General features: G+C 35.5%; 11 protein-coding genes. 7 read left to right on the top strand and 4 right to left on the bottom strand.

Features of this window, described 5'->3' with window-relative positions; translation table 11 throughout:
- The first annotated feature begins 3 nt into the window (after positions 1 to 3).
- The 5 genes from HQN62_RS10100 to HQN62_RS10080 all read left to right on the top strand — a co-directional run bounded on the left by HQN62_RS10100 (position 4) and on the right by HQN62_RS10080 (position 6,602).
- The gene (locus tag HQN62_RS10100) at positions 4 to 1,074 is read left to right on the top strand and encodes an aminotransferase class I/II-fold pyridoxal phosphate-dependent enzyme (RefSeq protein WP_173504273.1); all 1,071 of its coding nucleotides are present in this window, start codon (positions 4 to 6) and stop codon (positions 1,072 to 1,074) included.
- A gap of 343 nt (positions 1,075 to 1,417) precedes the next feature.
- Positions 1,418 to 2,734 (top strand): ammonium transporter, encoded by a 1,317-nt coding sequence (locus HQN62_RS10095; protein WP_173504272.1) that lies wholly within the window; start codon positions 1,418 to 1,420, stop codon positions 2,732 to 2,734.
- Positions 2,735 to 3,348: 614 nt separating this feature from the next.
- Positions 3,349 to 4,674: an ammonium transporter gene (locus HQN62_RS10090; RefSeq protein ID WP_116795367.1), complete on the top strand. Its 1,326-nt coding sequence runs from the start codon at positions 3,349 to 3,351 to the stop codon at positions 4,672 to 4,674.
- A 239-nt stretch (positions 4,675 to 4,913) separates the two neighbouring features.
- A complete protein-coding gene (locus HQN62_RS10085; protein ID WP_173504271.1) occupies positions 4,914 to 5,759 on the top strand; it encodes a class I SAM-dependent methyltransferase in 846 nt (281 codons plus the stop codon).
- Between the two features lie 75 nt (positions 5,760 to 5,834).
- Entirely contained in the window at positions 5,835 to 6,602 is a 768-nt protein-coding gene (locus HQN62_RS10080; RefSeq protein WP_116795369.1) for a slipin family protein, read from the top strand.
- A gap of 77 nt (positions 6,603 to 6,679) precedes the next feature.
- Here HQN62_RS10080 and HQN62_RS10075 read toward each other — a convergent pair whose 3' ends face one another.
- The 3 genes from HQN62_RS10075 to HQN62_RS10065 all read right to left on the bottom strand — a co-directional run bounded on the left by HQN62_RS10075 (position 6,680) and on the right by HQN62_RS10065 (position 11,502).
- The gene (locus HQN62_RS10075) at positions 6,680 to 8,710 is read right to left on the bottom strand and encodes a protein-disulfide reductase DsbD family protein (protein WP_173504270.1); all 2,031 of its coding nucleotides are present in this window, start codon (positions 8,708 to 8,710) and stop codon (positions 6,680 to 6,682) included.
- A gap of 37 nt (positions 8,711 to 8,747) precedes the next feature.
- Positions 8,748 to 10,061 (bottom strand): tRNA lysidine(34) synthetase TilS, encoded by a 1,314-nt coding sequence (gene tilS, locus HQN62_RS10070; RefSeq protein ID WP_173504269.1) that lies wholly within the window; start codon positions 10,059 to 10,061, stop codon positions 8,748 to 8,750.
- A 154-nt stretch (positions 10,062 to 10,215) separates the two neighbouring features.
- Entirely contained in the window at positions 10,216 to 11,502 is a 1,287-nt protein-coding gene (locus tag HQN62_RS10065; RefSeq protein ID WP_173504268.1) for an anthranilate synthase component I family protein, read from the bottom strand.
- Positions 11,503 to 11,708: 206 nt separating this feature from the next.
- On the opposite strand from HQN62_RS10065, the gene HQN62_RS10060 reads away from it, so the two are divergent.
- Positions 11,709 to 12,599, top strand: coding sequence for a DUF4349 domain-containing protein (locus tag HQN62_RS10060; RefSeq protein WP_173504267.1), 891 nt, complete (start codon positions 11,709 to 11,711; stop codon positions 12,597 to 12,599).
- A gap of 338 nt (positions 12,600 to 12,937) precedes the next feature.
- Positions 12,938 to 13,333 carry a DoxX family protein gene (locus HQN62_RS10055; protein WP_116795374.1) on the top strand — a complete coding sequence of 132 codons (396 nt, stop codon included), beginning with the start codon at positions 12,938 to 12,940 and terminating at the stop codon, positions 13,331 to 13,333.
- 509 nt (positions 13,334 to 13,842) lie between these two features.
- On the opposite strand, the gene lpdA is transcribed toward HQN62_RS10055, so the two are convergent.
- Positions 13,843 to 15,246, bottom strand: a complete 1,404-nt coding sequence (lpdA, locus tag HQN62_RS10050) for a dihydrolipoyl dehydrogenase (RefSeq protein ID WP_173504266.1) — start codon at positions 15,244 to 15,246, stop codon at positions 13,843 to 13,845.
- Positions 15,247 to 15,452: the final 206 nt, after the last annotated feature.

The raw sequence follows: 15,452 nt of genomic DNA, 5'->3' as shown, positions 1-15,452 counted from the left end.
TTAATGGAGGTAAAAGAGATCCCGAATAGAGTATTTTATAAGGACGGAGAAGAGTTTCTGTACTTTGGTGGCACCAATTATTTGGGTGTCACTACCCTACCCGAGTTTCAAAATATTCTGCTGGCTAGCCTCCAAAAATGGGGAACGAGCTATGGAAGTTCCCGTTCGGCAAACATCCAGTTGGAGATTTACAAAACAGCAGAAGATTTAATTGCTAAACAAATTGGTACTGAAGCAGCTGTTACAATTTCCTCAGGGATGTTGGCAGGAAAACTGGCTTTGGAACAACTACAGCATACCACCGATTTGGTCTTTCATTTCCCTAATACACACCCCGCATTGTTACATCCTTTTTCACTGCCGTTAATTCAAAACGGGAAACTGAATCCGTTTCTTTTAGATCCAACGGTTTCAAGAATAGGAATTGTTGCCGATGCTATTCCGTCTCTGGAAGTTACTCCCATTGATTTGAGTATTCTGCAAAATATTCCTAAGGATAAAGAAATTACTTTACTGCTTGATGAATCTCATAGCATCGGAATTTTAGGCGACCAAGGACAGGGTGTTTTAAATCAGTATGAACTTCCAAATGTTCATCGCAAAATAATTATTGCATCCTTGGGAAAAGCCATGGGGCTTTCCGGAGGTATTATTGCTGGGGATTCTCAATTTATAGACGCAATAAAAAAACAGCAAAATTTTGTGGGAGCCTCCGGAATGAATCCTGCTTTTTTGGAAACCTTTGTAAATGCACAGACACTTTATCATTTGCAAAGACAGCAACTAAAAGACAATTTAAATTATGTTGCCAAGCATTTAATTCACAACGCTGCTTTTACGTTTACCCAAAATTACCCCGCAATTTATTTTGACCATGAGGAACTACTGCAATTGCTCTTGGACAATAATATTATTCCAACATCCTTTCCGTATCCAACGGCTTCTGGAAAACTGAGTCGGATTGTAATTAGTGCCCATCATACCAAAGCCGACTTGGATAAAATGGTGCAACAACTAAATACTTTTACGCAAATGAATTCAGGCTTTGAAGGAGACATCAGATTTGTACTGTAGTTTTATATAATTCTGATCCAATAGATTGGAATTAATTACAAGCATCGTAATTTTTTATAACAATGTACAACACAATTATTAGATCTATAACTTCAAACTGATAATCCCACAATAAATTGAAAGAAACAGCTACATTTTATATAAGTCAGCTTTTACATAGAGGGTAAAAAGACCTTCAAAATTAAATTATTGTTATTTTTTAATGATTTTTACATCACCCACTAAAAATATAGGGGGTCTAAAATACAAAAATGATAAAAATAACAAACACACATCTATTTTAAGAGGGTGATTGAAATGATTTTTTATTTTTGCATCAAAAAAAATAATAAAATAATTCAAAATGCGAAAAATAGTTTTAAGTGTGATTCTCATCACGATTTTGGTACTATCCTATTGCTCTAATTACTTTTTAACAAAAAACCCAACCAAGCTTTCTGAAATTTCAAAATTCGATACTGGAGATACTGCATGGATGCTGGTAGCTTCGGCATTGGTATTATTAATGACTCCCGGATTAGGTTTCTTTTATGGTGGTATGGTCGGCAAAAAAAATGTCATCAGCACTATGCTTCAAAGTTTTATGGCAATGATTATAGTGACTGTTTTATGGGTACTGATTGCTTTTGGCCTATCATTTGGTCCATCTATAGGAGGCATAATTGGAAATCCTCTACCTAATCTCTTTTTTCAAGGCGTAGGTATCGGTACCTCATGGAAATTGGCACCAACAATACCTTTTTTATTATTCGCATTATTTCAGGCTAAATTTGCCATTATAACTCCCGCCATTGTAACAGGAGCTTTTGCCGAACGCATTCGTTTTTGGGCGTACCTTTTATTCATGGTCTTATTCATTTTATTCGTTTATACACCATTGGCTCACATGACTTGGCATCCTGACGGATTACTATACAACTTAGGAGTACTGGATTTCGCAGGAGGAACAGTTGTACACATGAGTGCAGGATGGGCAGCTCTTGCCGGCGCTATGTTTCTTGGAAAACGCAAAGTACCAAAAGCAAATCCAGCACGTATCACTTATGTATTATTAGGAACTGGTTTATTATGGTTTGGCTGGTTTGGATTCAATGCAGGATCCGCCATGGGTGCAAATGGTCTTGCCGCACAAGCACTGGGAACAACAACTGTGGCTGCCGCATCAGCCTCAATGGCTTGGGTATTCCTTGATAAAATTATGGGACATAAACTTTCAGCTATGGGCGCTTGTATTGGTGCTGTAGTAGGACTGGTAACTATTACTCCAGCCGCTGGATATGTTAGCATACCACACGCAATCACAATCGGAATTCTGGGCAGCCTTGTAAGTAATATTATGGTCAGTAAATTTCCAAAAGGAAAAATCGATGATGCTTTGGACGTATTTGCTTGTCACGGTGTTGGCGGAATGGTCGGAATGGTATTAACAGGAGTTTTTGCTTCCAAAGACATCAACCCTGCCGTTATCAATCAAGGACTTGCTTTTGGCGAAACCAAATTATTCACTCATCAAATGATTGCCTTAGTAGGTGTTTCCATATTTGCTTTCACAATGTCTTATTTCCTCTTTTATATAGTCAACAAAATAACACCTCTGAGAGTTTCCGAAGAAAAAGAACAATTAGGATTGGATATTTCACAACACGGAGAATATTTATAATTTCTATTTTCAATCATAAAACCAAAACACTCTAAGAAATTAGGGTGTTTTTTTTTACTCAATTTCAGTCACCAACAAATTCACCCTATTCATTGCATAAAGCAAATCACTCCCAAACAATGACCATACTTTTTTCGAGACTAAAGCCTTAACAAACAACTCAGTAAATTCACTCAAAACAAATAAATCATCATATTATTTATAAATAGTAAACATATTTTTAATAAATTTAACAAATTTGACTACAATGATAAAAACAAAAAAGTATTCAAAACACCATTTACTGCCACCCAAACCGACGTAAATAATTAAAAATAAATCCCTGCTAAAACTCATCGCAGAGAAAACAATTTTAAGTTATCATTAACAAAAAGTTCGCTTAATTACCAAAATCAGCGATAATTTCACGAATAATCAGTTAATACAAGACCAAACCTTAAAAAAAACTTAAAATTCCATTAACACATTCTATTTTTTTACTTCAAAAATTAAATACCCGTCAAAATATAGGGGTGTGAAATATAATATCCGTAAAAATACCCGTGTTGACCCATATTTTTTGGAGGGTATAAAATCATTTGATACATTTATAAAAAATTAAAAACCGAAAAACTATGCGAAAAATTATTTTAAGTGTGATACTAATCACCATTCTGGTATTATCCATTTTTTCAATTCATTTACTGAATGAATCATCAAAACTAGGGGCACACGTTGTTGAACTAAAATTAGACACTGGAGACACGGCTTGGATGATTGTAGCCACAGCCCTTGTATTATTAATGACACCAGGACTTGGATTCTTTTATGGTGGAATGGTAGGTAAAAAGAATGTTATAAGCACCATGTTACAAAGCTACATGGCTATGGTTATAGTAACCATATTATGGGTTGTAGTTGGTTTTGGTCTTTGTTTTGGTCCTTCAATTGGAGGTTTTATTGGCGATCCAACCTCAAATCTGTTTTTTAGCGGAGTAAGTGCTAATACTGCCTGGGAATTAGCCCCAACAATTCCTTTTATTCTGTTTGCCTTATTTCAAGCAAAATTCGCAATCATTACTCCTGCTTTAATCACTGGAGCTTTTGCTGAGAGAGTACGTTTTTGGGCTTACTTATTATTTATGGTATTGTTCATATTATTTGTATATGCACCATTATGTCATATGACTTGGCATCCTGATGGATTATTCTTCGGATGGGGAGTATTGGATTTTGCTGGAGGAACCGTAGTACACATGAGTGCTGGTTGGGCAGCTCTTGCAGGTGCAATGTTCTTAGGAAAAAGAAAAGTGCAAAAAGCAAACCCTGCTCGTATCACTTATGTATTACTAGGAACTGGTTTATTATGGTTTGGTTGGTTCGGTTTCAACGCTGGATCTGCAGCTGGAGCTGGTAGTCTTGCTGCTCAAGCATTAGGAACTACAACTGTAGCTGCCGCTGCTGCCGCAATGGGATGGGTATTCCTTGATAAAATCATGGGGCACAAACTTTCAGCAATGGGAGCTTCTATCGGTGCTGTAGTAGGATTAGTTGCCATTACGCCTGCTGCAGGATTCGTAAGCATTCCTCACGCTATGGCAATTGGTATTATCGCCAGTATTGTAAGTAACCTTGTTGTAAGCAAATTTCCTAAAGGAAAAATTGACGATGCTTTGGATGTATTTGCTTGTCACGGTGTTGGTGGTATGGTAGGTATGCTTTTAACAGGTGTCTTTGCATCAAAAGCCATAAACCCAATTGTTGGTGATAACCAAGGTTTAATTTTTGGAGATCCAACTTTATTTTTAATTCAATTGAAAGCCTTGGTTCTTGTTTCTATCTTTGCTTTCAGTGTTTCTTATTTCTTGTTCTTCATTGTAAATAAAATTACTCCTTTAAGAGTTACTGAAGAAAAAGAAGAACTGGGATTAGACATTTCTCAACACGGAGAATTCTTATAAGACTCAATTTTCTAACACCTCAAAAAACACTCTAGAATTCATTTTAGAGTGTTTTTTTTTTATATTAATTACCCTCCTATTTACTATAAAAATATATGACGCCTTTAACACAAGCAGACATATTATATTCTTAAATTTACACTCCATTTCACAAAAACATCCCCCTTAAATCTCCAGCTTTTCTTTCCCTACAAAGTCGTGCATCCACAATATAATTAACAACAATAAATTATACTATTATGGAACTAGAAATCGAACAAATCAGGGACCAACAGAAAGAAACCTGGAACAAGTTTTCTTCCGGTTGGAAAAAATGGGATGAACTCACAATGGATTTCCTAAAACCCATGGGAGATGAAATCATCAAACTTCTCAATTTAAAAAACGACGCTATCGTTCTGGATGTCGCCGCAGGTACTGGAGAACCAGGCCTAACTATTGCATCTCATTTAAATGGAGGAAAAGTAATCTCTACAGACTTCGCCGAGGGAATGCTCGAAGTAGCCCAAGAAAATGCAAAAAACAGAGGAATCAAAAATTTTGAAACCATAGTGTGTGACGTTAGCGAACTCCCCTTTGCAGATAACACATTCGATGCCATTAGTTGTCGCTTTGGATTTATGTTTTTCCCTGACATGCTATTGGCCATAAAAGAAATGACACGAGTCCTCAAACCCGGAGGCAAAATCGCAACCGCCGTTTGGAACATTCCTGAAAAAAATTTCTGGATAACCGCTACCATGGGAACCATCAGCAAAAATATTGAGATACCTCCCCCTCCACCCGGAGCACCAGGAATGTTTCGCTGTTCAAAAAGCGGATTCATGTCTGATTTATTTTCGCAAGCAGGTCTCAAAAACATTTCAGAAAATGAAGTTACAGGAAAATTAAACAGTAAAACAACAGATGTGTACTGGAGCATGATGAATGATGTTGCCGCCCCCGTTGTAGCCGCCCTCAGCAAAGCGGACAACTCTATGAGACAAAAAATAAAAGAAGAAGTCTATTCATTAATAAATCAAAAATACCCTGACAACAACGTCATTATTGACTCCAGCGCCCTTGTAATTTATGGTGAGAAATAATAACAAATTCTAAATTAAATCTACAACTCTTAAAACAACAAATCACAAACAAAAACAACGCTTAAAAAAGCAAACATGACACCATTACAAATTATCGTAACCATACTCGTTATTTTCCTTATAGCAGGTATTCGTATCGCACAAGAATATCAACGAGCAGTAGTATTTAGACTTGGTCGCTTCAAAAACATAAAAGGTCCTGGGATTTATTGGATTATCCCTTTCATTGAAAGACAACAACGCGTGGACATTCGGACAAAAACCGTCGATTTGGAACAACAGGAAACCATTACGAAAGACAGTGTAACGATTAAGGTAAATGCCGTACTGTGGTTCAAAATAACGAGCCCCGAAAATGCAATTATCAAAGTGGCAGACTACAATAAGGCAGTTTATCAGTTTTCTGTTACTGCATTACGAAATATTATCGGACAACATTCCCTTGACGAAGTATTAAGAGAAAGAGAACAGATCAACGGAACTCTTCAAAAAATTGTAGACTCGGCAACCGAACCATGGGGAATTAAAATAGAAATGGTCGAAATGAAAGATGTCGAAATTCCAGAAGCAATGCAAAGAGCCATGGCACGCGAAGCAGAAGCTATAAGAGAAAAAAGAGCGAGAATTGTAAAAGCGGAAGCCGAACTGGAAGCATCCATAAAACTAACCCAAGGAGCAAAAAAAATGGAAGAAAGCCCAATTGCATTAGAATTAAGACGTATGCAAATGCTAGCTGAAATAGGTATCGACAATAATACCACTACCGTAATCCTTATACCATCAGACTTTACAAATGCTGCAAAAAGTTTAACAAAACTGGTCAATGACAAATCGGATTCGTAAATTATAAGACAAAAGAAATCCCAATCTGTTACGATTGGGATTTCCTTTTAAAAAATAGCAATAGCTATTAAAAATCACTATTTTTTAAATTTTGAAATACCTAATTTCAACCAAGGCAAATATTCTTCAACAGTTACATAGCTTATAGTAGGTTGCTTTTCATTCAGATTATTCCCTTGCAAATCGGTTAAAACATACAAAGGCTGTGTATTGGTGTTGTATTTGGAAATCATAAAATCTGTCCATTTATCGCCTATCGTTTCAATTTCAGATCCAGTTGATTTGGAAATAAACTGTTCGCCTTCTGGTAATGGTCTTTTGTCATCCACATACAATGAAATTACTACAACTTCATTTTTAAGAATTGGAAGCACATTTTCATCCGACCAGACATTGTTTTCCATTTTTCGGCAATTCACACAAGCATGCCCTGTGAAATCAAGCATTATAGGTTTGTTCACTGCTTTGGCATAAGCCAGTCCTTTATCATAATCATCAAAAACAACAATTTGGTTTGGACCTAATTTTGCTCCTTCTGGCAAAACAACCGACGAAGCATTTCCAACATTCGAACCGCCTACACCCAAAGGACTTTCACTATATTCCATTGGAGGAGGAAATGCACTTATCAATTTAAGTGGAGCACCCCAAAGCCCTGGTATTAAATAAATTGTAAAAGACAAAACCAACAAACCTAAAGACAATCTTCCCACTGAAATATGTGATATTGGGCTATCATGTGGCAACGTGATTTTTCCAAACAAATAAAAAGCCAAGGTTCCAAAAATTGCAATCCAAATCACCAAGAACACTTCTCTTTCCAACAAATGCAATTGTAAAACCAAATCGGCATTTGATAAAAATTTGAAAGCCAAAGCCAATTCCAAAAATCCTAAAACAACTTTAACGGTATTCAACCATCCACCCGATTTTGGTAGAGATTGCAACCATCCCGGAAACATTGCAAAAAGCATAAATGGCAAAGCCAAAGCCAATGAAAACCCAAACATTCCAATTATAGGGGCGATTCCCCCTTTAGAAGCTGCGTCCACCAGAAGTGTTCCCACAATAGGTCCAGTACAAGAGAACGAAACAATAGCCAAGGCCAAAGCCATGAACAATATCCCTACAATTCCACCTCTATCGGCCTGATTGTCTACTTTATTTGCCCATGAATTAGGCAACATGATTTCAAAAGCTCCAAGAAATGAAGTAGCAAACACCACTAATAAAATAAAGAATAAGATGTTAAACCAAACATTGGTTGACAAAGCATTCAGCGCATCGGCACCAAAAATCCAGGTTACCAAAAATCCTAATAATACATAAATCAGAATAATCGAAATCCCATAAATAATGGCATTTCTGATTCCAGCCGCTTTATTTTTACTCTGTTTGGTAAAAAAACTAACCGTCATCGGAATCATTGGGAACACGCAAGGGGTCAGCAAAGCAGCAAAACCGGAGAAAAATGCGATAAAGAAAATTGACCACAACCCTCTTTCCGAAGTCGGCTTCGGTTGTTCAATTATTTTCTTTTCAACTGCTGCAACCGCAGTTTCTTTAGTCACCACAGTAAATGTATTTGCCGTATCAACTTTGACTGTATCCATTTTTACGGTAGCAACTGGAGTAGTTGCCACAGCAGCCGCTGATTCAACCATTGGAATTTTGAAAGTGAATTTCTTTTCTAGATTAATACAAACCTCTTTGCACACTTGATAATTCAATTCCGCTTTAATTGAAGTAATCTTTGGATTTAATAAAGTTATTTCCTGCTGAATTTGAGCTTTATCATGAAAAAAAGTTTCGTTCACTCCAAAAACGTCATTAAAAGCGGTAGTCGTTTTACTTTCTTTAGCTTTGCCTACTAAATCAAAATTCCCGTTTTGATCTTTAAAAACAACTTCCAAAGGCAGTGGACCACCATCTGGGGTGAATTGTGAATACAGATGCCAATCTTTTTCGATCACACCACTAAAAGTCAAAATATATTTGGTCTCCGATTTTTTTTCGATTTTAGTAGTCCATTTTACAGGATCTAAAACTTGAGTATTCCCTTTGGCGAAAGCCAAAAAAACAAGAAGTATAACTATTATTTTTTTCATTTTTTATTTTCTATTTTCTAACTCTTTATTCTATTTTCTAATTCTCAAATTCTATTTTAAGTATGTTTTTGGTCGTATTTGAGGATCTAAATCGATGATCAGCTCTTATTCCAATGACCCAAACTACTCGATTTTCGGAACATAAAAGCCAAGTGTTTTCTTTTTCTATCAATGATAATTTTTCATCCTTAAAAAGTTTACTCACCTTTTTTGACTTTCCATCCATACCAAAAGGCAGAAAAACATCTCCCGTTTTCCACTTGCGTATCACCAATGGAAAAACCAATTGATCAGCATCGACAAATATAGTTTTATTTGAGGCAACAGATATGTCGGCTACTTTACAAAATGTCATATTTAAGGGAATCTTAACTTCTGTTTCATTTTCATTAACTAAAAATTCTATCTCATCCGCTATATCCTCAATAGGAGATAAAATCAGGGAATCCCTGTCTTTTAATAAACGAAAATCAACAGCAAAAACCTGTTTTCCGGATTGGCTGTCAACCAAATCGTAAATATCTTCCCAAGCGGTAAAACCATATTCTTTTAGCCATTGGTACAAATAGGATTGATAATTGGGTAATTGCAGTAATTTATTCAAATCAAAATGAATTTGGTTTTCCACTTCACTGGCTACTTGCTGATAAATCATAATTGCAGCATCTTCAACCATCGCCAACGATTCCTGTAAATAACCTTCGGTCTTCAAAAATGAGGTCATAAAATGCGGATTCAATTCCTTCAAAACAGGAATCAAATGATGCCGTATTTTGTTCCGCACATATTTATCAGATGCATTACTGCTGTCTTCTCTCCATTGAATATTATTTACCTTGGCATAATTTTCAATTTCTTGACGGGATAAAAAGAGTAAAGGTCGAATTACTCTGTCATTTTGCACCGGAATCCCTGTCAATCCTTCTAATCCTGTTCCTCGTGTGAGATTGATTAAAAAGGTTTCCAGATTGTCATCGGCATGATGAGCTGTCAGTATATAATCAAATTTTTCGGTTTCCAATAACTCATAAAACCAATTGTATCGTAGTTCTCTGGCAGCAACCTGAGTTGATAATTTATAATCTTTGGCGAATGCCTCAGTATCAAACTGAGTCACAAAAATTGGAATCTCATTAGCCTCTGCATAGTCTTGTACAAATTTTTGATCTCCAAAACTCTCTACTCCCCGAAGCTGAAAATTGCAATGGGCAATGGCAATATCACAGTTTAATTCCTGAAATAAATGCAATAAAACCATACTGTCCAAACCACCACTTACGGCAAGAAGCAGTTTTTTTTGCTTCAAATATGGGATTTTTTTATCGATATGATTTTGAAGTATATTTTTCATGCGAAGTTAATATTGTTTTTTTTTAGGAACATGGTATGCTTTGCCTGTTCGCTATCGCTCGGGTCGCCATTCTTCATTCCAATCATCATTTTTGAATCATTGCGATTTCATTTATCAAAAATACTGATTATTATTTAATCCAAAATGAATTCAATTACAGCAAAACTTCATGCATTGCTTTTGCTTTAAGCAAACATTCCTCATATTCCTTTTCGGGAATTGACAAAGAAGTTATGGCACTTCCAACGGAGAACGATATATACTCATTTTCTTGATTATACAATATACTTCGAATAACAACATTAAAATCGAAGTCACCATTGGGCAAAAAATAGCCCACTGCCCCACTGTACAATCCTCGCTTGGTTTCCTCCAATTCCTCAATAATTTTCATGACGGCATACTTAGGAGCTCCCGTCATACTTCCCATAGGAAATGTAGTTCTAATTGCATCCACTGCTGTATATTGGGGATCGATTTTGGATGTTATGGTCGAAATCATTTGGTGTACCTGCAGGAAAGAATAAATCCCACATAGTTCTTTAACTTCTACTGATGCTTTTTGGGCGGTTCGAGACAAATCATTGCGAACCAAATCGGTTATCATAATATTTTCGGCTCTTTCTTTAGGATCTTCAGCCAAAGTATTTTTAGATTTTTCATCCTCCAATGGATCTGCAAATCGTTTGGAAGTTCCTTTTATGGGTTGCGAAATTAGATTTACTCCTTCTTTTTTCAAATAACGCTCTGGTGATGCCGAAAGCAAAAATTGCTTGTTGTTCTTAAAAAAAACAGTTAATGGAGCCTGAGAAATTTCATTAAGCCTAAGGAATTTTTCCAGAGGATTGATAATGGCATTCTGAGCAAAAAACTCCATGCAAAAATTAGCCTCATACAAATCCCCGTGATGAATATGTTTCAATAATTCCGAAACTTTATGAATATAGCTGTCTTTTGAGATCCGTTGATTAATTATTATTTTATCCTCACTTACAACTTTTAACTTTTGACTTTTGGCTATCTCAGTAAAATCATCTACAACTTCATCATCACACATATTAAGATATTTAATCTCAAGCTGATTTCCTTTTAGCAAAAACAACTTTTTAGGCTGAAAAAAGAACAAATCAGGAAAGTCAAGTCCATCAAAATTATTGGACTGTAAATGCTCCACATCATTTTTCAAATCATAGGACAAATAACCAAACAGCCAATCTTTAGTGGTTTGCTGGTATTGTTTTAAATCCTCAAAAGCATTGTGGTAATCCGTTTTCATGGACGTAAAAGCATCAACAGCCAATACGCAATCGAAGCTGGAATATTCGTCTGAAAAAGAATTACTGTCCAGAAAAGTTATTTCTCGAAATTGTTGTCCCCAAGCAACAAGCTGCTGCTTGAACTGCAATGGTTCTTCAATAAATTTATAAATGGAAGTTCTCAAAAATTAATCTGTTTATGGACCTCAAAATTACAACAAAAAAAATCGCTTCTCAAGTAGAAATATCATAAAACTAAACCGTAGTTAAATAAATATTAAAAAAGTTTTTACTTGTTAAAACATTATATATTTGATACAAAATTCAAGCTTAAAAATTTAAAAACAATCGAACAATAGAAAACAATCATCAATCCTTAAAAACCAAATCTATGAACAAAATTGTGAAGCAAGGCCTAATTTCTTTAGCCATTATTACTCTAATTATCAGCTGCAAAAAGAGTGATGCCAGCGAAGAATCATCTTCAGACATCGCAATATCTGCTGACAGCATTTCCTCCTCCGCAGCTGTTGAAAAAGAAGGAAGCACTCGAAAATTCATTCGTACTGCCGACCTGAAATTCAAAGTTAAAAATGTTACCCAATCTACTTATACAATTGAAAACATCACCAATAAATTTGATGGTTTTGTTACCTACACCAATTTACAAAGCAGTATTATCGATAAGTTTGAAACCAAAATAAGTCAGGACAGCACGCTCGAAACGACCCGCTACATTGTAGAGAACAATATCACTATAAGAGTTCCCAACAAACGTCTTGACACAGTTATAAAATCCATTGCCAAACAAATTGATTTTCTCGATTACCGAATTATAAAAGCGGATGATGTTTCCTTAAAAATGCTTTCAAACCAACTTTCTCAAAAAAGAAGCAGCATTACTGAAAAAAGAGTGGAAAAAGCCATTGACAATAGAGGAAAAAAAATCAACGATATTATGGAGGCCGAAAATAATTTGGCTGCCCAAAAAGAACAAAACGATAATTCCAAACTTGAAAATTTATCCATCCAAGACCAAATAGACTTTAGTACACTGACCATTCAAATATACCAACATGAATCAGTGAAACAAGAAATGATTGCAAATACTAAGGATTACAACTACTACAAACCCAATATTGGAATCCGCATCATCGATTCTTTAAAAACGGGTTGGTACGTACTACAAGACGTTATCGTTTTTATTATAGAAATTTGGTGGTTGTTATTTATCGTCATTGGCGGATTCTTTCTTTACAAAAAATATCGCAAAAAACAATAAAGGACACAAACTGTCCTAAATAAGAGAAAATCCAATTCTAATCGTCCATCCTCATATCGAGCGAAGCCAAAACTAAAAAGTTTAGGGTTTCGCTCGAATTGCTTGAAGCACCATCATCAGATAATAAAAATTCACAAACAACTCAATACTAGGAAAATATCACTAATAAAATAATTAAAAACATAATAAATAAGAAAAAATTTAACTAAATTTGTTAGTGAAATGGACTTAGTTTTCAGCCTCCGAAAGCTATCAATGTAAGTAAATGGATGAAAAGATGATTACCCTTGTGATCACATATTATCGCTTAAACATTTAACTTCTTAAATACTCGAAATATGAAAACTGCAACTTTCTTTATTCGCACAATAATTGGCTTATTATTAATTTGTATAGCAATAGCCTATTTTTTTAACTTAATGCCTGAACTAGAAAGCACAGAAAATTTCAAAGCTTTCAATGTAGGATTGATTTCTTCCGTTTATCTAATGCCATTAATTAAGACAATCGTTTTATTGTGTGGAATTTCATACCTCACTGGTCAATACGTAGTGTTATCCAATATCATTATTTTACCGGTAAGCACAAATATATTATTCATCGATTTCTTTTTAAATCCAAATGGACTACCTCTCGCTTTATTTATTTTTTTAGGGAATTTATTTTTAATCTACGTCCATCGAAAAAGTTATAAAAACCTGTTTCACAGAAAATCAGTTATGCATTTTGATTAAAAAAAATATATTTGAAAAGAAAAAAGACATAAACGTCAGCAAATCACAACCTACAAAAACATGAAAATTGTAACAATCATCTTCGTTCACTAATTGGATTATTACTATTATTTGCTTCTTTCAGCTATTTTTTACATTTATTTCCCGATCCCCCTTTGACTGGAAACATGAAACTCTTCAATGATGGAATCAAAGCTTCAGGATATTTAATGCCACTCGTAAATACAGTAGAACAGCTTTGAGGATTATCTTTTATAACTGGAAAATTCAACAAAATAACTTTCATTCTATTAATGCCTATTTCCGTGAATATCCTTTGCACACATCTATTCCTTGCTCCATAAGGCATTCCTGTGGCTAGCTTTTTATTGCTAGGAAACCTATTCCTTCTTTATACCAAATGGGACAGTTACAAAGGCTTATTTACCGCATAAGCTAAAACCTTTATAAACCAAAACCCCGTCTCATTTATATAACGAGACGGGGTTTTTTATTTTTAAAAGCTTAAACTATACGTGTAAAGCTCTGTTATCCGTTGCTGCCAATGCCGCTTCTTTTATCGCTTCCGCAAATGTTGGATGCGCATGTGACATTCTGGAAATATCTTCGGCAGAAGCCTTAAATTCCATTGCTGTAACTGCCTCAGCAATCAAATCAGCTGTTCTGGCGCCAATCATATGAACACCTAGGACTTCATCCGTTTTGGCATCGGCAAGAATTTTTACAAATCCATCCAAATCTCCACTCGCACGAGCACGACCTAAAGCTTTGAAAGGAAAACTTCCCACTTTATATTCAGCACCAGACGCTTTCAATTGCTCCTCTGTTTGTCCAACAGCAGCAACCTCAGGCCAAGTATAAACCACTCCTGGAATCAGGTTATAATCAATATGCGGTTTTTGACCCGCCAAAATTTCGGCAACCATTGTTCCTTCCTCTTCCGCTTTGTGAGCCAACATAGCGCCACGAACCACATCACCAATTGCATAAATATTAGAAATGTTAGTTTGTAAATGGTCATTTACTTCTACCATTCCTCTATCAGAAATTTTCACTCCAGCTTTGTCGGCATTCAATCCATCTGTATACGGACGACGACCAACAGATACAAGAGAATAATCACCCTCTAAAGTAATCGTCTCACCTTTTGCATTTTCAGCTTGAACAATCACGGCATCACCATTTCTTTCTACCGATTTCACTTTATGCGAAACATAAAATTTCATTCCTTGTTTTTTCAACACTTTGGTCAATTCTTTAGACAAAGCGCCATCCATTCCAGGAATAATTCTGTCCATAAATTCCACAACCGAAACTTGCGCTCCCAATCGTAAATACACTTGACCTAACTCGATACCAATCACACCACCACCAATAATCACAAGGTGTTTTGGTACTTCCTTAAGAGCCAAAGCTTCAGTCGAAGTGATGATTTTTTCTTTGTCGATTTTGATAAAAGGCAAAGAAGACGGTTTTGATCCCGTGGCAATAATGATATTTTTGGCTTCAATTGTTTCCGAAGTTCCATCAGCTTTTGCAATTGCAACGTGAGTCGCATCAACAAAAGAACCCAAACCATTAAAAACAGTGATTTTATTTTTTTCCATCAAGAAATTTACTCCTCCTGATGTTTGATCAACAACTGCTTGTTTACGGGCAATCATTTTCTCCAAATTCACTTTTACATCACCTGAAACTTCAATTCCGTGATCGGCAAAATGTTTAATTTCTGCATAATGATGTGAAGAAGACAATAATGCTTTCGATGGAATACAACCTACATTTAGGCAAGTCCCACCCAAAGTGGAATATTTTTCTATAATTGCTGTTTTGAAACCCAATTGTGCACAACGAATAGCCGAAACATATCCGCCTGGACCAGAACCTATAATGACTACGTCAAATGAACTCATAGTATGTGATTTTTATTTTTAGTGATGCAAAATTAAGGAATAAAGTTTTGTTTAAAGTTTAATTCTAGAGGTTTTTTGTTCGAATTATAACGATTTCATCAAGAATTACAGACAAACCTTTTAAATACCTCAAGTAAAACCCAAATCCCTTTTGATTCATTACAACAAATTCTATAAGCAGTTTAGTCTATAAATTTAGGAGCAGA

This window comes from Flavobacterium sp. M31R6 (assembly GCF_013284035.1).
GTDB lineage: Bacteria > Bacteroidota > Bacteroidia > Flavobacteriales > Flavobacteriaceae > Flavobacterium.
Note: the sequence above shows the minus strand (reverse complement) of the source record. Positions and strands in the feature narration are given on the sequence as shown.